22 protein-coding genes and 1 riboswitch are annotated in these 20,145 nt (G+C 55.8%); of the genes, 11 read left to right on the top strand and 11 right to left on the bottom strand.

The genetic code is table 11. The features are described 5' to 3' along the window. Window positions 1-4: 4 nt before the first annotated feature. Together mscL and RA157_RS09185 are read right to left on the bottom strand one after the other, a co-directional pair. Window positions 5-430 carry a large-conductance mechanosensitive channel protein MscL gene (gene mscL, locus RA157_RS09190; protein ID WP_350332819.1) on the bottom strand — a complete coding sequence of 142 codons (426 nt, stop codon included), beginning with the start codon at window positions 428-430 and terminating at the stop codon, window positions 5-7. A gap of 102 nt (window positions 431-532) precedes the next feature. Further along, a complete protein-coding gene (locus RA157_RS09185) occupies window positions 533-1,225 on the bottom strand; it encodes a hypothetical protein (RefSeq protein ID WP_350332818.1) in 693 nt (230 codons plus the stop codon). A gap of 126 nt (window positions 1,226-1,351) precedes the next feature. Here RA157_RS09185 and RA157_RS09180 point away from each other — a divergent pair, with 126 nt between their 5' ends. Together RA157_RS09180 and RA157_RS09175 are read left to right on the top strand one after the other, a co-directional pair. Continuing rightward, window positions 1,352-1,627, top strand: coding sequence for a DUF6460 domain-containing protein (locus tag RA157_RS09180; RefSeq protein WP_350332817.1), 276 nt, complete (start codon window positions 1,352-1,354; stop codon window positions 1,625-1,627). 10 nt (window positions 1,628-1,637) lie between these two features. Next, window positions 1,638-2,192, top strand: coding sequence for a cytochrome b (locus RA157_RS09175; RefSeq protein WP_350332816.1), 555 nt, complete (start codon window positions 1,638-1,640; stop codon window positions 2,190-2,192). Window positions 2,193-2,214: 22 nt separating this feature from the next. Here RA157_RS09175 and RA157_RS09170 read toward each other — a convergent pair whose 3' ends face one another. Further along, window positions 2,215-3,114 (bottom strand): histone deacetylase family protein, encoded by a 900-nt coding sequence (locus tag RA157_RS09170; protein ID WP_350332815.1) that lies wholly within the window; start codon window positions 3,112-3,114, stop codon window positions 2,215-2,217. Between the two features lie 110 nt (window positions 3,115-3,224). On the opposite strand from RA157_RS09170, the gene RA157_RS09165 reads away from it, so the two are divergent. Continuing rightward, on the top strand, window positions 3,225-4,577 hold the full coding sequence (locus RA157_RS09165) for an MATE family efflux transporter (protein ID WP_350332814.1): 1,353 nt from the start codon (window positions 3,225-3,227) through the stop codon (window positions 4,575-4,577). Between the two features lie 112 nt (window positions 4,578-4,689). Then, window positions 4,690-5,151: an SRPBCC family protein gene (locus RA157_RS09160; protein WP_350332813.1), complete on the top strand. Its 462-nt coding sequence runs from the start codon at window positions 4,690-4,692 to the stop codon at window positions 5,149-5,151. Between the two features lie 61 nt (window positions 5,152-5,212). Here the strand turns inward: RA157_RS09160 and arsC are convergent, their stop codons facing one another. Genes arsC through RA157_RS09145 form a run of 3 tightly spaced genes read right to left on the bottom strand, consistent with a single transcriptional unit; the run spans window position 5,213 to window position 7,062 of the window. Continuing rightward, complete coding sequence (gene arsC, locus RA157_RS09155; RefSeq protein WP_350332812.1) at window positions 5,213-5,560, bottom strand: arsenate reductase (glutaredoxin); 348 nt, start codon at window positions 5,558-5,560, stop codon at window positions 5,213-5,215. Window positions 5,561-5,614: 54 nt separating this feature from the next. Continuing rightward, window positions 5,615-6,715: a quinone-dependent dihydroorotate dehydrogenase gene (locus RA157_RS09150; protein WP_350332811.1), complete on the bottom strand. Its 1,101-nt coding sequence runs from the start codon at window positions 6,713-6,715 to the stop codon at window positions 5,615-5,617. Next, complete coding sequence (locus RA157_RS09145) at window positions 6,715-7,062, bottom strand: DUF952 domain-containing protein (protein ID WP_350332810.1); 348 nt, start codon at window positions 7,060-7,062, stop codon at window positions 6,715-6,717. Before RA157_RS09145 ends, RA157_RS09150 begins: the two co-directional genes overlap by 1 nt. A gap of 297 nt (window positions 7,063-7,359) precedes the next feature. On the opposite strand from RA157_RS09145, the gene RA157_RS09140 reads away from it, so the two are divergent. Further along, window positions 7,360-7,923, top strand: coding sequence for a S24 family peptidase (locus tag RA157_RS09140; protein WP_350332809.1), 564 nt, complete (start codon window positions 7,360-7,362; stop codon window positions 7,921-7,923). 134 nt (window positions 7,924-8,057) lie between these two features. On the opposite strand, the gene RA157_RS09135 is transcribed toward RA157_RS09140, so the two are convergent. Then, a complete protein-coding gene (locus RA157_RS09135; protein ID WP_350332808.1) occupies window positions 8,058-9,662 on the bottom strand; it encodes a lysine--tRNA ligase in 1,605 nt (534 codons plus the stop codon). Window positions 9,663-9,914: 252 nt separating this feature from the next. Here RA157_RS09135 and RA157_RS09130 point away from each other — a divergent pair, with 252 nt between their 5' ends. The 3 genes from RA157_RS09130 to RA157_RS09120 all read left to right on the top strand — a co-directional run bounded on the left by RA157_RS09130 (window position 9,915) and on the right by RA157_RS09120 (window position 12,235). Further along, a complete protein-coding gene (locus tag RA157_RS09130) occupies window positions 9,915-10,328 on the top strand; it encodes a tellurite resistance TerB family protein (protein WP_350332807.1) in 414 nt (137 codons plus the stop codon). 167 nt (window positions 10,329-10,495) lie between these two features. Then, on the top strand, window positions 10,496-10,966 hold the full coding sequence (locus RA157_RS09125; RefSeq protein WP_350332806.1) for a winged helix-turn-helix transcriptional regulator: 471 nt from the start codon (window positions 10,496-10,498) through the stop codon (window positions 10,964-10,966). Window positions 10,967-11,026: 60 nt separating this feature from the next. After that, entirely contained in the window at window positions 11,027-12,235 is a 1,209-nt protein-coding gene (locus RA157_RS09120; protein ID WP_350332805.1) for an iron-containing alcohol dehydrogenase, read from the top strand. A 22-nt stretch (window positions 12,236-12,257) separates the two neighbouring features. Here RA157_RS09120 and RA157_RS09115 read toward each other — a convergent pair whose 3' ends face one another. Further along, window positions 12,258-12,932 (bottom strand): alpha/beta family hydrolase, encoded by a 675-nt coding sequence (locus tag RA157_RS09115; protein ID WP_350332804.1) that lies wholly within the window; start codon window positions 12,930-12,932, stop codon window positions 12,258-12,260. Window positions 12,933-13,094: 162 nt separating this feature from the next. Between RA157_RS09115 and RA157_RS09110 the strand changes: the two genes are divergently transcribed. Then, window positions 13,095-13,844 carry a sterol desaturase family protein gene (locus tag RA157_RS09110; RefSeq protein WP_350336185.1) on the top strand — a complete coding sequence of 250 codons (750 nt, stop codon included), beginning with the start codon at window positions 13,095-13,097 and terminating at the stop codon, window positions 13,842-13,844. A gap of 279 nt (window positions 13,845-14,123) precedes the next feature. Here RA157_RS09110 and RA157_RS09105 read toward each other — a convergent pair whose 3' ends face one another. Further along, the gene (locus RA157_RS09105) at window positions 14,124-14,990 is read right to left on the bottom strand and encodes a transporter substrate-binding domain-containing protein (protein WP_350332803.1); all 867 of its coding nucleotides are present in this window, start codon (window positions 14,988-14,990) and stop codon (window positions 14,124-14,126) included. A gap of 242 nt (window positions 14,991-15,232) precedes the next feature. Between RA157_RS09105 and RA157_RS09100 the strand changes: the two genes are divergently transcribed. Then, complete coding sequence (locus RA157_RS09100) at window positions 15,233-17,029, top strand: glycosyltransferase family 2 protein (RefSeq protein ID WP_350336137.1); 1,797 nt, start codon at window positions 15,233-15,235, stop codon at window positions 17,027-17,029. Here the strand turns inward: RA157_RS09100 and RA157_RS09095 are convergent. Together RA157_RS09095 and RA157_RS09090 are read right to left on the bottom strand one after the other, a co-directional pair. Continuing rightward, window positions 16,977-17,537: an IMPACT family protein gene (locus RA157_RS09095; RefSeq protein ID WP_350336136.1), complete on the bottom strand. Its 561-nt coding sequence runs from the start codon at window positions 17,535-17,537 to the stop codon at window positions 16,977-16,979. The genes RA157_RS09100 and RA157_RS09095 overlap by 53 nt on opposite strands. A 5-nt stretch (window positions 17,538-17,542) precedes the next feature. Beyond that, window positions 17,543-18,637 (bottom strand): 2'-deoxycytidine 5'-triphosphate deaminase, encoded by a 1,095-nt coding sequence (locus RA157_RS09090; RefSeq protein ID WP_350336135.1) that lies wholly within the window; start codon window positions 18,635-18,637, stop codon window positions 17,543-17,545. A 128-nt stretch (window positions 18,638-18,765) separates the two neighbouring features. Beyond that, window positions 18,766-18,846: riboswitch (SAM riboswitch) on the top strand. A gap of 72 nt (window positions 18,847-18,918) precedes the next feature. On the opposite strand from RA157_RS09090, the gene RA157_RS09085 reads away from it, so the two are divergent. Next, the gene (locus RA157_RS09085; RefSeq protein WP_350336134.1) at window positions 18,919-20,109 is read left to right on the top strand and encodes an O-succinylhomoserine sulfhydrylase; all 1,191 of its coding nucleotides are present in this window, start codon (window positions 18,919-18,921) and stop codon (window positions 20,107-20,109) included. Window positions 20,110-20,145 lie beyond the last annotated feature (36 nt).

Genomic DNA, 20,145 nt, shown 5'->3' with positions numbered 1-20,145 from the left:
CGGTCTACTTCTTCAGAAGGTCTCGAATTTCCTCAAGCAGAACTTCGCTCTTGGGTGGCGCTGCAGGCGCAGCCGGAGCCTCTTCCTGCTCACGTTTCATGCGGTTGACACCTTTCACCACAATGAACAGCGCAAAAGCCACGATCAGGAACTTGATGATGGCATTGATAAAGAGGCCAAGATTCCAGGTCACTGCACCGGCTTCCTTGGCCAGTTCAATGGTGGCGTACGGCCCTGCAGTTGCCCCTTCCTTCAGAATGACAAAAAGTTCGCTGAAATCCACGTTGCCCAGCATCAGACCGATAGGCGGCATGATCACATCATCAACAAGCGATGAAATAATGCCACTGAAAGCAGCACCAATGACGATCCCCACCGCCATGTCGATCATGTTGCCTTTGACAGCAAACTCCTTGAATTCCTTGAGCATAATTGCCTCTCCCAGATTTACAGGAAGGATCTTGCAAACAGATCCGCCACATCCCTACCTGTAATTCTACGTAAATATTCGTTTATTGGAATACCAAATGCGTCACTCAATGTCCGGTCTCACAAAAGCGGTCATGTGATAGGCGGCATGGTCGGGGTCATAATGATAGTCCCGTCCCACAGGGCATGCCTTGCGGGCCAGGCAGCCTGACCAGCATGGAACATCGCCACTGCGCAGATGGGTCTTGCAGGCGTCATAAGCGTAAGACTGTCCATCAAAGGCTGAAACAGGACAGACAGACAAACACGGCTTTTCAGTACAATCATCACACGGATTTGCAGCATCCTCTGCGGGGAGCGGCAGACGCTGGCTGAACAGGAAGGCCCCGCGATGGGCATGAAACAGGCCATACTGTCGATGTAATCCCATACCCAGCGGAGATTTCACGATACTTGTGCACCGATCTGCCCAGCTTACAAACGGATACCAGGGCGGACCGCCGAACGGAAAAACCAGATCACAGCCAAGACGGCCTGCAATCGGCTTCAGAACCGCTTCAGTCCAATGGTTCATCGCATCCTTGTCAGACAGAACCCGGCTTTCATTGAACGGCTGCCAGATAGCCGAACCGGCATTGCCAACCAGCACAATCGTGCCCGGCTGCGCATCCTGGCCCGGCACAGCGTTTTCATCGGGACCCGGGCAGAATGCGCCCAACCTGACCATACCAAGCGGCGCGATTTCCCGATCAAGGGCGAGCAGTTCCGGCGGGGAACTTTCAGGATTGATATGCATAGTGGTTCATCTCCGGCTTTGTACACATGCTATCGCCCCAATTGTGGTGAGATATGTAGAAATTCGACATGAAACGACCTATCTTGGTCACCAGAGATATTTGTCAGAAGTCCAGAGGATCACATCATGAGCTCCAACACGCTCAATCGCTTTCTTGGCGGCAGCCCCGGTGCCGTTCTGGTCCGGCTGATCCTCCTCTCCCTGATGGTCGGGTTCATCCTCAGTGCCATCGACATTCACCCTCTGGATATTTTCGACTGGGTGGTGGATTTCTTCAAGCGCATCTACGAGATGGGCTTTGAGGCAATCGAATGGGCTGTCCAGTATTTCCTGCTTGGGGCAATCATTGTGGTGCCGATCTGGCTGATCATGCGGATCACCCGGTTCGGGCGTCGCGACTGATCCTGCTGTCATGCCTTCCCGGCACACTTTCGACCGCCTGCCACCTGCAGACCTTCTGCTCCACTGGCTGATTGCCCTGGCGACGCTGTTCATGCTGGCTTACGGTCTGATCATCGAGACCCTGCCCGATGATGGCCTGACCTTTGAGCTGGTTCACTGGCATCGGCAGATTGGTATCGCAATCCTGTTTCTTCTGCTGGTGCGGTTTCTGCTCAGGTGCTATCGACCCTTCCCGCCGTCGCTCTCCCCGCTTTCACGACCTGAGGCTCTGGCCAGAAAGCTGGTGCACCGCGGACAATTGCTGCTCATTCTGGTCATGATCCTGTCAGGCCTCGCTTATGCCTCCGGGGTGGGATACAGCACAGACATTGCCGGTCTGTTCACGGTGCCTGCCTATGTGGATGGCAAACGCCATCTGGCCAATTGGGGCAGCGCTGTCCATGAACTGGCCAGTAATATGCTGCTGGTGCTGATCCTGCTGCACAGCCTTGCCGCCATCAAGCACCAGTGGATTCGAAAGGATGGCACGCTCAGCCGGATGATGGGGCTTGGTCGGCGACGCTAGATCGCGTCCACTTTAAAGCCCGTCAGCAGAAGCAGGCGGCGACATGATGCAGAATGGCATGACGACGGGCCAGAGCGTCTTCATCCTTCAGGTAACCACCACCGATAACGCCAACAAAAGGCAAATTACGATCGCGGACGGTTTCAATCACAAACCGGTCTCGGGCCTCAAGCCCCACATCTGTCAGCGCCAATCGCCCGAGCATATCGTCCGCATGCGGATCAACACCTGCATTGTAGAAGATGATATCGGGCCGTCTCTGATCCAGCAGACGCGGCAAAGCCTCGGTCAGAGCGGCCAGATAATCCCGGTCTTCTGTTCCATCAGGCAGAGCGATATCCCTGGTCGAGGTTTTCTTCCTGACCGGATAATTCCTCTCCGCATGAAGAGACAGAGTTGTTACGCTCTGATCTCCTGCAAAAATATCCGCAGTTCCGTCTCCCTGATGAACATCACAATCCACCACCATGGCAGTCCGGATCTGCCCCCGGGTCTGCAACACACGAATGGCCACAGCCACATCATTGAACGTACAAAACCCGGCCCCATGCCGATAGCGCGCATGATGGCTGCCGCCAGCCGTGTTGCAGGCCAGACCATGCTGCAAAGCCAGTTCTGCCGCCAGAACCGTTCCCCCTGTCGCGCAACGGGCCCGCATGATCACGTCGTCATGGAGCGGAAAGCCGATTTCACGCATCACGGCAGGCGGAATATCAAGTGCGAGGGCCTGATCCACATAGCCCGGTTCATGCGCCAGCTTCAGCCAGTCCGCCGGGGCCGGGTCAGGCACGTGAAAGCCGCTCCCGCTCACTAAACCATCATCAACCAGCACCTCGGCCAGCCTGCGAAATTTCAGGATAGGAAAACGATGCCCCTGGGGCAGATCAGCGTGATAGGCCGGATTATGGACAATAGGCAGCATGAAAATCCGTTGATTTCTGGACCTTGACTGTTGGCTCTCAAACAAAACAGAAGACAGGACAATAGAACAGTTCTAAATTCCTGCTTTGTTCCTGTCTGGTCGAATCATACATGTCACAGGTCTCCGCAGATCAGTCTAAGGCGTTTGACGTCTCGCTCGGTCTTGTTCTCAAGATTGCCGTTCCGATGACCATTGCCTATCTGTCGACGCCGATTGTGGGCATTACCGATACATTTGTCATCGGCCAGCTGGGAGACCCGGCCCTGCTCGGCGGGATAGCCGTCGGAGCCATTCTGTTTGACCTGCTGTTTTCCAGCTTCAATTTCCTGCGGTCCGGTTCCACCGGACTGACAGCACAGGCCTATGGCGCGCAGGATGATGTGGAGATCGGCGCTGTTCTGCTGCGGTTTTGCATGACGGCTGTCATTCTGGGTCTTCTGCTGCTGGCATTGCGTGAGCCTTTTCTCCAGCTTGGGCTGGCTTTCATGGAGCCCAGTCCGGAGGTGGCACAGGCAACAGAAACCTATTTTCTCATCCGCATTCTGGCCGCCCCCTTTACCTTTCTGAACTTTGCAATTCTTGGCTGGGTGCTGGGACTGGGGCGCGCCGGAACAGGTCTTTTGCTGCAAACAATGCTGAATGGTCTGAATATCGGTCTCAGCCTCCTGCTGGTCCTCGTCTATGACTGGGGGGTCGCAGGGGCGGCCTGGGCAACCTTTACCGCTGAGCTGGTGACAGCCTTTGCCGGGGTGGGCCTCATCCTGGCTCAGGCCCGCGCAACGTCTCACAGCGGTCAGTGGCCCAGTCGAGCACGGCTCTTTGATGCCTCCCGGTTCAAAGCCATGTTCGGGCTCAACCGGGACATCATGATCCGCTCCTTCTGCCTGGTCTTTGCCTTTGCCTATTTCACAGCTCAAGGCGCGCAGTCAGGCGACGTGGTCCTGGCCGCCAACGCCATCCTGATGAATTTCTTCTTCGTTGCGGGATATTTCCTTGATGGCTTTGCAACAGCTGCCGAGCAATTGGTCGGACGGGCCGTGGGCGCCCGCTGGCGTCCGGCCTATGACCGGACCTTGTGGCTGACTGTGGTCTGGGGTTTTATCCTGTCCGGTTTCCTGACAGCTGTCATGCTGGTTTTCGGACCAGCCTTTATTGACACGATGACCACATCCGAGGACGTCCGCCTTCATGCGGGTGACTATCTGATCTGGGCGGCCCTCACGCCACTGGCCGGTGTGCTTGCCTTCCAGATGGACGGGGTCTTCATCGGAGCCACCTGGTCGAGAGACATGCGCAACATGATGCTGCTGTCTCTCGGGCTCTACCTTCTGACATTACACAGCTTTTCCGACCTCTGGGGCAATCACGCGCTATGGATAGCCCTTCTGGTTTTCCTTGGCGCGCGGGGGTTGTCCTTATCCGTGATCAGTATTCCGCGGGCACGTCAGACCTTTTCCGGATAGCCTCTAGAGTTAGGGTCAAATATTCATATACATGCAGTGATTCGAATTTGTCTAAAAACTGTGTTATAGTTTAACTATACTGCGCGTATCAGCAGAACAGGGTGTAGAGATTGTGAGCGTTTCTTTTGAGAGAGCTGAATGGATTGGAGCCCCGCTGGAAGACGTCTGGGCAGCTCTGGTTACGCTTGAAGATGCACCCTTGTGGATGCCGGGCATTCATCAGGTCCGGGCTGTCGATGACACCCCTCTTACCCACGGCAAGCAGTTTGAGGTTGTCATTGGCAATGGCAGCCATGAAGCCGTGCGCGATATGTATGTGACCGACTATGACCTCGGCTTCTCAATCACGCTGACATCCAAGGCCGGTGGCGTTACCGCAGACTATACCTACAGCGTTGAGCCCCATAAGAACGGCACGCTCCTGATGCTGGAAGCAAGGTGCCGTGCCGAAACGCTGACATGGAAGCTGGCAAAGCCCTTCATCTCCATGATGCTGGCCAGGCACGACGGAACTCATCTGCGTGACTTCCGCAATGCTTTTGAGGCCGGACAATTCGAGGCCACGCTTCACTGAAATTCGCTCAAAAACAAACTCCTAAAATACCACCGCCCGTTCAGATTATAGGTCTGGTGCTTTAGAGAATTTCCAGAACCTGCTCGGGCGGCCGACCAAGGCGCGCTTTACCGTTTGCAATTACCACAGGGCGTTCAATCAGCTTTGGATTGGCAACCATGGCATCAATCAGGGCGCCATCGTCCGACGCATCCGCAAGGCCGAGCTCCTTATAAAGCGCTTCACCGGTCCGCATCAGCTGCCTCGGGCTCAGATCCAGAAGCGAAAGCACGGCCTTCAACTCATCTACAGACGGTGGCGTCTCCAGATAGGTAACAATATCCGGCTCAAGCCCCTTCTCCTGTAACAGGGCCAGGGTCTGGCGGGACTTCGAACATCGTGGATTATGCCAGATTGTTGTCTTGGTCATTGTCTTGTCCTCTGGAGCTTATCCAAACACCGCACACACGTTTCGGGACTATGCTTAGTGCTTCAGGGGCTTTGCAGCCCACTCATTGACTTTTGTCGAGCGTATTCCATCCAGGCTGTCAGCACCTGCCTGTTCCAGTTCAGCCACCAGACCGTCCTTGATACGGTTGACCAGCCCCATGCCTTCGAACACCAGAGAGGAGTACAGCTGGATCAGAGTCGCACCAGCCCGGATCTTCTCAACAGCGGTTTCCGGCGACGAGATGCCACCCGCCCCGATGATCGGGAAATCGTTGCCAACGCGCTGGCGGGTTTTCGCCAGGGCAATGGTTGATTTTTCAAAGACAGGAGGTCCGGACAACCCACCCTGCTCTTCAGCCTTCTTCACGTCTTTCAGGCCATGTCGGTCAAGGGTGGTGTTTGAGACAATCAGGCCGTCCATGCCGCGCGCCAGAACCACCTCGGTCACGTCATCGAGTCCGACTTCATCTATATCCGGCGCAATTTTTACGAGTATCGGAACAGATCGTCCGAGTTCCTCTTTCTTCTCGTCCCGGACCTCTGCCACCCGCGCCAGAAGGTTATCCAGGGCGATGCGCCCCTGAAGGTCCCGCAGGCCCGGTGTATTCGGGGATGAAATGTTGACCGTAAAATAGCTGGCCAGATGCGCGAAACGCTGGATGCCCGTCACATAGTCCGCAACACGATCATCAGCATCCTTGTTGGCACCAATGTTGATCCCGACAACGCCACCGCGGCCACGTCTCTTTTCGAGGCGCGCAAGAGCCGCCGCATGCCCGTCATTGTTAAAGCCCATGCGGTTGATGACGGCGCGATCCTTCTCAAGGCGAAAGAGCCTCGGCTGCGGATTACCCGCCTGTGGCCGTGGCGTTACGGTGCCAGCCTCTGCAAAGCCGAAACCAAGCGCCAGAAGAGCATCAGGTACTTCCGCATTCTTGTCGAACCCGGCGGCGATGCCGACCGGATTGGGTACGGACCAGTCGAACAGATCAACAGCCAGTCGCCGGTCATCCGTGGGACGACAGGCGATTGTCGCCTGCATCACTTTCAGGCCCTTTATGGCCAGTCCATGCGCTTTTTCCGGATCCATCGTCAGAAGCAGTGGACGGGCAAGATCAGAGAAGGAACCAATCATCACAGAACCTCATCGGGAAAGACATGGACCTCATCATCACCCAGAGGCAGAGGCTTGATCCAGGCGACACCTTTGACATCCAGCGGGGCATAGAGGTGCGGGAACAGCGCCCCACCGCGGGATGGCTCCCATTTCAACGCCTCACCGAGGCTGTCAGCCTCCACAGCCACCAGCAACAGGTCGCGTTGACCCGAAAAGTGCCTGGCCGCCGTTTCCTGAACCTGACCAGCAGATGACAGATGGATATATCCGTCCTGATGATCAATCGGCGCACCATCAAAGCGGCCAGTCTTGAGAGCTGCAGCCCACAGCTCCTCGGATACGATTTTATAGATTAGGGATGACATTCCACAAATTCCGATACGAACACGGGCCTCTTCTTGCCTCTTTGGGGCAAGGAAAGCAAGCTTTGCCACAGAGGCACATCTTGAATTGCACCAAGGGTACAGAAGCATATATTCTAGATTGCATATAATATTTGATTCTAATTAAGCGAGTCTTTGCTGTGACCTTACCCTCAGGCGCATGTCCACACTTTGACCGTCATTTTGTCCTCATTTGGGCACCTGGCCATATCTTAAGACAGATGTGGTAGCCCGATCATGTCGAAGCAATTGCATTCTCGACTATGGGCGGCAATCGATATGCTTGCGAGACATCATGGCATGTCTGTCTCAGCACTCGCACGCCAGGCCGGGCTGAACCCCACCACCTTCAACAAGTCGAAGCGGGTCAGAGCAGACGGCCAGTTACACTGGCCCTCCACACAATCCATCGCCAAAATTCTCGATTATACCGGCATCACGCCTGAGCTGCTCTGCCAGTTGCTCTACACGGGCAAGCTCACAGAACCACTCGACCGCGCCCTTCCGCGCGTGGCGCTTGATGACCTGACATCAGACAACCACTGGGCCTCCCGTGTGATGAGCCCCCGCGATGAGCCTGTTTGCGTTGTGGCTGTCACCAGCGATGCGTTACGTCCGGATTACAAGCCCGGTGACCGGATTGTCCTCGACCTTGGGCATGACATTGAAGAAGAGGACACAGTGCTTGTCCAGCTCACGGACGGCAGTTTCAGAACCGGGCGCCTAAGCAGGAAAACAGATCAGACGCTTGATCTGGACAGTACCGAACCCGCCCATCTGCCCGATCCACTGCCTTCCTCTAGAATAGGATGGTCCGCACGCATCCTGTGGACGTCCCCATAAACACACACGGACCAATTGTCAGAGCATTTTGAGCTTAAACAGAGTCACTCATAATGCTCTGTCTATTTGTTTGTGAGCATATTCTTGTCCGAAAACCGCATACACTTTTAGGGAATATGCTCAAGCTCGCAGCCTTATTCCGCGAGTTCTCCGGAAAGCCCCTTGCCGATCATCACCCGGGTTTCCTCAATGCCATAAAGCGCAACAAAGGAACCAAAGCGCGGACCCTGATCCTGGCCAAGCAGAACCTGATAGAGTGCCTTGAACCAATCCCGCAGATTGTCAAATGCATGTGCCTTGCCAACAGCATAGACCTCGTTCTGGATGGTTTCGGCATCCGCATCTGCAGGCAGCGCATCAAGCCTTGCATCCAGATCCTCAAGTGCATCCCGCTCAAGATCGGTCGGCAGGCGGAACACCTTGTTCGGCTTGACGAAATCCTCAAAATACCGGATCGCATATCCAACCATATTGTCGAGAACAGGATTGCTTTCCGGTGTCACATCCGGTGCATAGCGCCTGATAAAGCCCCAGAGAACGGCTTTATCTTCGGAGTTTGAGGCACTGACAAGATTGAGCAGCATTGAGAAGCTGACAGGCACCCCTTCGCCAGGCACATCACCGGAATGGATATGCCATGCCGGGTTTTTCAGAAGGGCATCCCCTTCTTCCGAGCCGGCCTTGTCGAGGAATGTGAAATATTCATCCACATTCTTCGGAATGACATCGAAATAGAGTTTCTTGGCCGTGCGCGGCTTCTGGAACATGAACAGGGACAGGCTCTCCGGGCTGGCATAGGTCAGCCATTCCTCGATGGTGAGACCATTGCCTTTGGATTTGGAGATCTTCTCCCCCTTTTCATCCAGAAACAGCTCGTAGCTCAGGTTTTCCGGCGGTGTGCCGCCCATGGCCCGGCAGATACGGCCGGAGAGATTGACCGAGTCAATCAGATCCTTACCGGCCATTTCATAGTCCACCCCAAGGGCAAACCAGCGCAAAGCCCAGTCTGCCTTCCACTGACATTTGACACGGCCACCCGTGACCGGTGTTTCCATTCTCTCGCCTGTCTCGGGGTCTTCATAGACAACCGTCCCGGCCTCAACATTCCGCTCGATCATCGGCACCTGAAGAACCACACCGGTTCTCGGGCAGACAGGCAGGAATGGTGAATAGGTCTTCTGCCGCTCTGCCCCAAGCGTCGGCAGAATGATATCCATGACCTTGTCATACACCGCCAGCATGCGCAGAAGCGCTTCATCCAGCTGTCCTGATGTATAGGCATCCGTCGCACTGGCAAACTCATAATCAAAGCCGAACTGGTCGAGGAACATGCGCAGGCGGGCATTGTTGTGATGGGCAAAGCTCGGATATTCACCAAAAGGGTCCGGCACCTTCGTCAAGGGCTGACCCAGCGCCTTTTCGAGCTCCTCCCCGTTGGGCACATTGCTCGGCACCTTGCGGAAGCCATCCATATCATCAGAAAAGCAGATAAGGCGGGTCTTGTAGGCATTGTCCGTCATCAGATTGAACGCATGACGTACCATGGTCGTCCGTGCGACTTCGCCAAAGGTTCCGATATGGGGCAGGCCGGAAGGTCCATACCCTGTCTCAAAGATCACCGTCTTGTCCGGTTTGCCCTGTTTCTCGAGACGCGCAACAACCTTCCTTGCTTCCTCAAAAGGCCAGGCCTTGGAGGTGCGGGCTGCATCGACGAGATCCGGGGAAATACCGGTGGTCATGACATATGTCCTTTGACTGTTTGAAATCCGCAGAGCCCGCGCGACAGCGCGGCACTCAACGCGCCTTGTCTAGAAACAGACGTGGCTCGCGTCAATAAGACTCTGCATACCGGGCTCTGCATTACAGCCTGCACATTGCATCACGTTGTGAGCATCCCTATCTTGGCAGGCAAGATCTGTACGGATAAACGCTTGGTTTACGGATCATGCGTGATAAATTGGCAAAGACCTTAACCACGGAACATCAATCACATGACCGCCAAGATTTCCCATCACGAAGCCCTCATCTATGTCATGGTTACCATGTCTGCCGCAGACCGGACCATGACTGACTCCGAGCTCATGAAGATCGGCGACATCGTGCGGTCCCTGCCTGCCTTTTCCGATTTCAATGAGGAAAAGCTGGTACAGGTCGCCGAGGATTGCGGCGAACTTCTGCAGGACGAAGACGGGCTGGACGTGATCATCGACAAGATTCGTGAATCCCTGCCAAGCCAGTTCTACGATACGGCTTATGCACTGGCTGTGGAAGTCGCCGCCGCCGACCTGGAAGTTCATCAGGAAGAACTGCGTTATCTGCAATTCCTCCGGGATACGCTGGATCTGGACAAGCTCACAGTGGCAGCCATCGAACGCGGCGCGCGGGCACGTTACAGAACGCTCTAACTCTCCCGCGCCAGACACGGACAGAATACGGAACCCGGCTGAATTTTCAGCCGGGTTTTTCTATGCCTGTCTCATCACCCGGACATTTGAAGGAAGCAGGCTTGACATGATGAGAATTTGGTATCATATGAAAACTAGTTTTATATCGATACTAGATAAGACATCTCATGAAGCACACATCCTATGCGGACATGTCCTGTTCAATCGCCCAGGCTCTTGAGGCCATTGGGCCATGGTGGGCATTTCTTATTATCCGTGATGCATTTCTGGGTATCCGACGCTTCAGCGACTTCGAACGCTCGCTTGGCATCGCAAAAACAACGCTGACGTCACGGCTCAGACTGCTCGTTGAAGCGGGCGTCATGGAAAAGGTCCCGGACAGCGCCGGATCGAAATATCATGAATATCAGCTGACCGAAAAAGGAGCTGATCTGCTGCCCGTTCTTGTTGCTCTCAGCCAATGGGGAGAGCAGTGGACAGGCACAACGCATGATGAAGCAATCGTTGTCGTCGACACCGCGACCGGCACGCAGATCCCGCGCCAGATCATCAGAGATGAGACCGGAGCGCCAATTCCGCTGGACCGCCTGACTTATCTCCCAAGATCCGAGCTGGCTGAACCGTCGTCTTCTGACTGATACAGCCCGTCATCATTCTGCACTTCAGAACTCACCGGCCCTTAAGGAGGGGCTTTTGTGATGATCAGACCAACAGTCCGGTTCGCATTGCGAACATTATCCACCCTGTTCCCGCCTCAGAAACCTCTGCTGTTCTCAGGCCTCAACTCATCTCTCAAGCTGGCATCACTGATGGTCGCAGCCGGGCATCGGAGACCGCTGCTGGTCACCGGCAAGTTTGCGCTGCGTGTCGGCATGCTGGATGACCTGCTGGCTTATTTTGATGCCGAAGGCTGTGTCGTCACCATTTTTGACACGGTGCCCCCAAACCCAACCTTTTCAGTCGTTGATGACGGGGTTGAAGCCTGCCGGGTTAACAATTGCGACAGTATTCTGATTGTCGGCGGCGGTTCCGCCATTGATGCGGCCAAGGTCATTGCCGCCAGCTATACAAATGGCAAGTCAGGTGAAAAACTGGCAGGCCTTCTCAAAGTCAAAACGCCGCCTCTGCCAATATATGTGGTGCCGACCACATCGGGCACAGGATCCGAGGCAACCCCGGCTGCGGTGGTGTCCGACAACAAGACCCACCGCAAGACCTTTGTGGTTGACCCCAAGCTGATCTCGCGAGCCACTGCGCTGGATCCTGCAATGCTCAAGTCACTGCCGCCAGCCATGACCGCAGCAACGACCATGGATGCACTGACCCATGCCATCGAAGCATACACCTCTTTAAATCGCTTTGAAGATGCGCGGCGTGATGCTGCACTGGCCATCAGACTGATTGTCGAGAACCTGCCTGCAGCCATCGATGATGGAGATGATCTTGAGGCCCGTGAGAAGCTGGCCATAGGATCTTTTCTTGCCGGGTATGCCTTTGCCAAAACAAGCCTTGGCTATGTACACGCCATCTCTCATCAGATCAGTGCGCACTACGACACACCGCATGGTGTCGCCAATGCCATTCTGCTGCCCCGCGTCATGCGTTTCAACAAGACGGTCTGTCAGGATGACTTTGCCGCTCTGGAAACCATGCTGGGCAACGACCGGGATGAGACCAGTCCGCTGGTTTTGTCCACACGGTTCATTGATCGGATAGAAGCCCTGTCAGACCGCGTATCCATCCCGCATCATCTGGATGATCTCAAGGTCGGAGATTTCCCGACCATTATTCGCAACGCTCTGAACGAGGCAAGGTTCTCCTATGCACCGCCAAAGGCCATGTCAAAAGCAGAGTGCCAGGCCATTCTGACCGCCGTTGCGGAAGGAAGACGCGAGCTCACCTTTTAAGGGCCAGCAATGAGTTTTGACCCTAAGCAGCCTTCATGAAGGACAAGGCCAGCTCGGCAGCATGCCGGATATTGCCTTTCAGCGTGGCCTCGGCCCGGCCAGTCGGGCCAAAATCATGGTCGCCATTGCTGATCCATTCAAGCCTGACTCTTTCAGGCAGGGTGATGTCTTCGATCTCTGCTCTTTTGCCAAACGGATCGCGTTCTCCCTGACAGACAAGTACAGGGAGGCGCGCCTCCTCCAGTGGCGGCAGACGCCAATGCTCTGCGTCCACCTTGCCTGGCGGGTGGAACGGATATCCAAGGCAGAGAACACCGCGCACAGCCGGATCAAGCTCCGTGCCAGACGTCATGGCTGCAACCCGGCCACCAAGTGATTTGCCACCGATAACAATTGGCCTGTCAGACTGCTCCTTCAGGCTGTTGATTGCTGCATTGAACTCATCAATCAGTTTATCAGCCCGGGGCGGCGGACGCTTCTTGCCACCGGTCCGTCGCTGGGCCATATAGGCAAACTCAAACCGGGCCACCGTACCGCCGAACTCTGCCAGACTATCCGCAAACCGGTTCATGAAAGCGGAATCCATCGGCGCGCCTGAGCCGTGGGCCAGCAGAAGAACTGGTCCATCCCCATCTCTGTCGCCCGTCCATAGCCACTCCGACATGATACCCCGCGCCTCTGGTTTGTTAATGGTCACATGGCAATCACAGATTCGCATGCGGCCCTGCATCCTCTTGACCCGGCATGGCGCTATGGTCAAGGTGAAAGAAACAAGGCACCGGAGTATCTTTTGCAGGCGTTTCTCACAGACAATGAACCGACTATCCGCCTTCTGGCATTCTTTGGTATTTTCGGTTCAATGGCCCTCCTGGAGCTATGGCTGCCACGCCGGGTGCTGATTGCGTCAAAACCCAGGCGCTGGATCACCAACTGGCTGATGCTTGCAGTGGACGGGACCGTGCTGCGGGTCGTCTTTCCTGCGGCAGCTGTTGGTATCGCCGCATGGGCCTCTGATCTCGGGTTTGGCCTGTTTCACTGGCTGCCTCTACCCCTCTGGGTCGCTGGAATTATCAGTTTCCTTGTGCTCGATTTTGCCGTCTGGCTCTGGCATGTGATCTCGCATCATGTGCCGTTTCTCTGGCGCTTCCATAAGGTTCATCATACGGACCGCGATCTGGATGTGACCTCTGCCGTTCGGTTTCACCCCGGAGAGATCCTCCTGTCCATGGTCTGGAAAAGCACTTTCATCCTGTTGCTTGGCGCCCCGGTTGAAGCCGTCCTGCTGTTCGAGATCATTCTGAATGGCGGAGCCATGTTCAACCATGCCAATGTCCATCTGCCAAAGACACTGGACAACGTCCTGCGGCTGCTGATTGTCACTCCGGACATGCACCGGGTTCATCATTCTGTCCGCATGACAGAGACCAACTCGAATTATGGGTTCAACCTGTCTATCTGGGACAGATGGTTTCAGACCTATATCCCGGAGCCGGAAGGCGGGCAGACCGGGATGACCATCGGTCTTGAAATGCATCAGGATGACGGACCGACCCAGATCCTCTGGTCCCTGCTGCTGCCGTTCCGCACAAGCAGGCGACCCTCACCGTAACAGGCCTTGGCCCTAGGGTTCAGACCCATAAATTCCGTTCGTTCTGTCTACGGGAAAGATACAGAATGGACGGAAATCAGGACGCAGGACAGGTGGATCCTATTCAAGTCCTGATTTATGTGCAGGCTGTGTCTTTCCCGTAGACCCGAAGGGCGGGGTTGTTTTTCAGCCCGACTTTGTTGGAAATCTTTAAAAGCCATCCAAGCTTCCTGCAGATTTCCGTCGCGCCGGACAGAAAAACATCCTCCGCAGAACGAACGGAATTTATGAGTCTGAACCCTAATAAATCGAGATCGGAAACGACCTCAGATACAGACTGTAGAAATCACCCTTCTCATCCAGGTGCTGGAGAGCATAGTTCAGGGCCGCAAGCAGGCGGTCATTATCAGCGCGAACGCCGATTGCCATACCGGCTCCAAAATAACCCGGCTCGACAAATGCTCCATCAAGAAAACGGCAACAGGCCTCTTCACCCTGACCGTTTATCCAGAAGGCCAGATGCACTCCATCTCCGAACAGAGCATCAAGATCACCATCTTTCAGGGACTGCGTGGCCTGTTCCGCTGTCTTAAAGCGCTTGATGACAACACTGGCAAAATAGTCCGTCAGAAAGGTGTCGTGACGACTGTCTGCCACCACACCCACCAGCTTGCCAGCCAGGCGTTCCGGGTCTGCCAGCTTCAGATCTGATTGACGAAGCACGGCAAACCGCGCTGGCAGCTTCAGATAGATATCCGAGAAGCGCACCCCGTCTCCTGTCCCTGTATCAGGTCCCCAGCCAGCCAGAACCGCGTCAGCCTTTCTCGTTTCAAGCAGGTTTTCCAGTTCATCCCACCGGGCAGAGCGAATGGTGCACGGGACAAGCAGCTCCATGCATATGGCTCCAGCCAGATCGACATGCAGCCCTCTCAGACGTTTGTCTGGCCCCATATAGTTGAACGGTGGGAAATCAGTGGTGGTGACAAACCGGATACCACCGATGGTGCCGTCTTCAGGTTTTGTGTGCCGGACAGTGGGATCGGCGAAGCTGGGGAAATCCCGCTGCAGTGTCGCAGCCGTTCCACTCTCACCATCTGCCGCCTGCTGTGCCGCAACCGGGCTCAATGCCATGAGACTTGTCAGGATCATGCTTGCAAGAAAGGCCATCAAACCGGACGCATCTGACTTGCCATACACCATATTTACACCTTAAAGTCGCAATTCTGAGAAGCTGCGGATCACAAACCTCTTCCCTCATACCCTAATCATCTTCGAATGCCGATAAAAGAATTTCTGATGTGAGCAGATACCCCGGACAGCACCCGCATGAGACCCGCCACGCCCTTCTGACGGCGAGGCACGGGGCGTTTGCATCAGAAACTGACAAAGTCCACCCACTGGACACCGCCATGAGCGAGGCCGAAGCGCAAGGCCTCACTCTGTCGGATTATCTGAAATCCCATCTGGCCCTGAACGATGAAGAATGCTGCCAGGTCCTCGCAGATTATCTGGGTATTGCCATTCTCGATCATCTTCATCCCGCGCAACTTGCCCAGCCGCAGGGTCTCGCGCCGGACCGGCTGATCCCCCATGCCCATAGCCTACGCACCCGCGACGGCATGACCCTTGTCAGCATCACCATGCCGGGGCTGAGGAAACTGAAGGCACTGTGTGACCGATCACCCGGCATCCGAAACCGGATTGCGGCCATCAATGTCAGAACGCTCCGGGAAAGCCTGTCACAGGTTTACACCCTCCGGCTGGCGCGGGAGGCCACCACATATCTGCACAAGCGGGATGCAGCTCTCTCCGCGCTTCATGTGATGACACCGGCCCAGGCATATCTCTGCATCGCCGGCCTGGCCGTTCTGCTGCTGCTCGGCTGGAGCATTCCATCTGTTCTTCTGGTCGGATTGAATGCTCTTCTTGCTTTTACCTTTCTATCGGTCGCCTTGCTGCGTCTGGACGCAGCTGCTTCCATCTCCAGGACTTCCGGCCCGGCTGAAACAGACCCGGAGGCCGCATATCTGCCCTCAGACCAGTGTCCCACATATACCATTCTGGTGCCTCTCTACAGGGAAGCCGAAATGGTCTCTGGTCTGATTGATACTCTTCGAGCGCTGGACTATCCAGGGCATAAGCTGGACATCAAGTTCCTGCTGGAAGCTGATGACCGCGAAACATATCTGGCTTTACAGAAACACCGGCACAGGCTGGACTTTGAAAGCCACCGCATTGCCGGATCTGGTCCGCGGACCAAGCCCAAAGCGCTCAATGTGGGGCTGCAGATGGCTCGGGGGACCTATGTGGTTGTTTATGATGCCGAGGACAGACCGGACCCGGACCAGCTGAAAAAGGCGGTTACGGCCTTCAATGCGGCAGGCAGCAAGCTGGCCTGCCTGCAAGCCAGACTCGATATCAGAAACAGCAGAGACAGCTGGTTGGCGAAGCAGTTCACCATAGAATATGCAGCCCTCTTTCACGGACTTTTGCCGGATCTGTCCCATCATGGCCTGCCGCTGCCTCTTGGAGGGACGTCCAACCATTTTCGACGTGACATACTGGTCGCCGTTGGTGGATGGGACCCGCACAATGTCACAGAGGATGCTGATCTCGGCATGCGACTGTTCAGGCTCGGCTATGATTGCCGGACACTGGCCTCATCCACTCTGGAAGACGCCCCCACCACCCTGATGCCGTGGCTGAAACAACGGGCCCGGTGGTTCAAGGGCTGGATGCAGACCTGGCTCGTTCACATGCGGCGACCGCTCGCGACAAAGCGGAATATGGGATTTGCCGGTTTCCTGTTTTTCCAGATCATGATCGGCGGCATGTTGCTGGCCGCCTTTATCCACCCGTTCTTTATCTTTGCCCTAGGCTACGCCCTGTATGAGCTCGGCTCGGTTTCCACAAAGAACATTGCCGAGCTGAGCCTGTTCTTCCTCAATACCATCAATCTCTTTGTCGGGTACGGGGCTGCAATGCTGCTGGCCTACAGGACCTTGCCACGGGCTCATCCCGATCTGAACCGACAGGCCATATTCGGACTGCCGGTCTACTGGGTCCTGATGTCAGCGGGTGCCTATCTGGCGCTTTGGGATCTCGTCACCCGCCCGCATCACTGGCACAAAACCCCTCATCAGAGCTCAGGCGTCAAGACTGAAGACCAGACAGATCCTGCTCTGGTCCATAGAGAGCAAAAGTAACACCGGTTTCCGTGTAGGTTCGCTCTTCCACAGTCACGTTTTCAAGCGCTGACAGCTTGTTCTCCAGAGCAGATGCATCCGCGAAATCTGTATCAACGGTTCTCCGGACCATCTTCAGCCAGGGAACAAGCCGGGCATCTTCGATAGCCCGTTTCGCGGCGCCCGAATAGGCCCTGACGAGCCCGCCACCGCCAAGCTTGGTGCCTCCGAAATAGCGCACCACGATTACACCTGTATCCACCAGGTTTGCGCCATGAAGCACTTTGAGCACCGGCATGCCAGATGTACCGGATGGCTCACCATCATCCTTGGCGCCTTCATCTATCCGGCCATCCTCCAGCATATGGCGGAAGGCTGTTACATGATGGTTCGCCTTGGGATGCTCGTCGGTGCGCAGTTCATCCAGACGCCGGGCGAAATCAGCATAAGGAACCAGATAGGCAAGGAACCGCGATTTGCGGTCCTCCAGTTCCGCTATCGTCTCTGACTGAACCGTATAAAGGCTCATGAGCGTCAGAGACGGAAATGCTTGGACAGTTTCAGGCCCTGAGCCTGGTAATTGGAGCCCATGCCTGATCCGTAGATGGTTTCCGGCTGCTCCAGCATCCGCTCATACACCAATCGACCGACGATCTGTCCGTGTTCAAGAATGAACGGCACCTCGTGCGACCGCACTTCCAGCACGGCCCGACTGCCAGCACCACCAGCGGCCTCGTGACCGAAGCCCGGATCAAAGAAGCCCGCATAATGCACACGGAATTCCCCAACCAGCGGATCAAACGGCACCATTTCAGCTGCATGGTCAGGCGGCACATGGACCGCTTCCCGTGAGGCGAGGATGTAGAACTCATCCGGATCGAGAACCAGTTCCCGCTCGCGCCTCAGGAACACGGGCTCCCAGAAATCCAGCACGTCATAACCAGACTTGTTGTCCACATCGATAACACCGGTGTGCCGTTTGGCCCTGTATCCCACCGGCGTCTCGCCCGATGGTTCAAGGTCAATGGAAACGGCAATACCATTTGAGATGTGTGGCGGTCTGTCAGATACCATCAGGCGCTGACTGTCATGCAGATAGCCAAGTTCAGCGTCGGTGAGAACCGCATTGCCGACACGGAACCGGATCTGCGACAGACGCGAGCCGGTACGAACCAGAACCGGGAATGTGCGCGGGCTGATTTCCAGATAGAGCGGCCCGTTATAGCCTGCCGGGATCTTGTCGAATTCCTGGCTCCTGTCTGCAATCACCCGGGTGAATACATCGATGCGTCCTGTGGAGCTCTTCGGATTGGCCGTTGCGGCCACATGCGCCGGGAGAGCCAGAGCTTCAAGCAAGGGCACGATGTAGACACAGCCGGTTTCCAGCACCGCTCCCTGTGTCAGGTCGATGGCGTGTAGACGCAGACGCTCGAGCTTTTCCGTGACCGGTTGCCCCGGTCCCGGCAGAAAGCTGGCACGGACACGATAGGCCACAGTACCAAGGCGCAGATCAAGACTGGCAGGCTGAACCTGATCGTCCTGAAGAGGGTCGGCAATCGCGATTTCGCCACGCTCAACCATGGAGACCAGTTCATGGGCGGGCAGGATGCCGGATCGTCTTTCGTTCATTGTCGATTCCCGATTGGATCTTTCTCCTGTCTTAGCTGACAGTCTGGCGCATTTCCAGCCCAGTTTCGCAGGGAATTGCTGTTCACGGCAAAGTCTCTTGACGATTGCGGTCAATCCTCCTAAGACACCGATCACTGTGTGGTGATTTGAGGCCGGTCGGCTTGCAGCCACGTTAAACAAGTTGCTAAAAAGACCGGGGGCAAAGAACCCGGTCTTGCAGATAAGCAGGCCGGGTTCTTTGCATTCGGGCCATAGTTTCGGCCCAAGATGATGGTGACGATATGTCTGATACAAAAAAATGGCGCCCGGCCACTGAGCTTGTACATGGCGGCACATTGCGCTCGCAGTTCAACGAAACCTCCGAGGCCCTGTTTCTGACCCAGGGCTATGTCTATCCCACCGCGGAAGCCGCGGAAGCGCGTTTCAAGGGAGAAGACCCGGGCTATATCTATTCCCGCTATGCCAATCCGACCGTTTCCATGTTCGAAGACCGCATGGCCGCTCTTGAAGGCGCGGAAGGCGGACGCGGTTTCTCCTCCGGCATGGCAGCTGTTTCCGCTGCGCTTCTGGCGCAGGTGGAAGCCGGTGATCATGTGGTGGCATCGCGTGCGCTGTTCGGCTCATGCCTCTATGTGGTGGAAGACCTTCTGCCCCGCTATGGTGTCAGCTCCACCATCATCAACGGCAACAGTCTGGAAGAATGGAAGAATGCGGTTCAGCCCAACACCAAGGCTTTCTTCCTTGAAACGCCAACCAACCCGACCCTTGATGTGATCGACATTCAGGCCGTCTCGGACATTGCCCATGAAGTGGGTGCACGCGTTGTCATCGACAATGTTTTCGCCACTCCGCTGTGGCAGTCGCCGCTTAAGTTCGGTGCTGATGTGGTTGTTTACTCGGCGACCAAGCATATTGATGGCCAGGGACGCTGTCTTGGCGGTGTGGTGCTGTCTGATGTGGAATGGCTCGACGGCCAGATGAAAAACCTCATCCGGCATACAGGGCCAAGCATGAGCCCGTTCAACGCGTGGGTTCTGCTGAAAGGGCTTGAAACCCTGCCGGTTCGTGTGGAACGCCAGACCCAGAGCGCCCGCTATCTGGCTGACCAGCTTGCCGAGGTCAGCAATATCAACCGGCTGATCTATCCGGGTCGTGACGACCATCCGCATGCCGATATTGTGGCCAAACAGATGAAGGCAGGCTCCACCCTGATCGCCTTTGATGTGAAGGGTGGCAAGGAAGCCGCATTCAAGGTGCTGAACAACCTGAAGATCGGCAAGATTTCCAACAATCTGGGTGATGCAAAAACATTGCTGACCCACCCGGCCACCACCACGCATCAGCGTCTGAGCGAAGAACAGCGCGCCGAGCTCGGTATTACCGACGGCCTGTTGCGCCTGTCTGTGGGCCTGGAAGATCAGGAAGACCTGCTTGAAGACCTGGTCTCGGCTCTGGAACAAGCCAGAGCCTGATCGTCATTTAGAGCACATCCACTCTAGGGTCAGGAC

Source organism: Coralliovum pocilloporae (assembly GCF_030845175.1).
In the GTDB taxonomy this organism is placed as follows: Bacteria; Pseudomonadota; Alphaproteobacteria; order Rhizobiales; family Cohaesibacteraceae; genus Coralliovum; species Coralliovum pocilloporae.
This window is presented reverse-complemented; position numbering and strand designations above follow the sequence as displayed.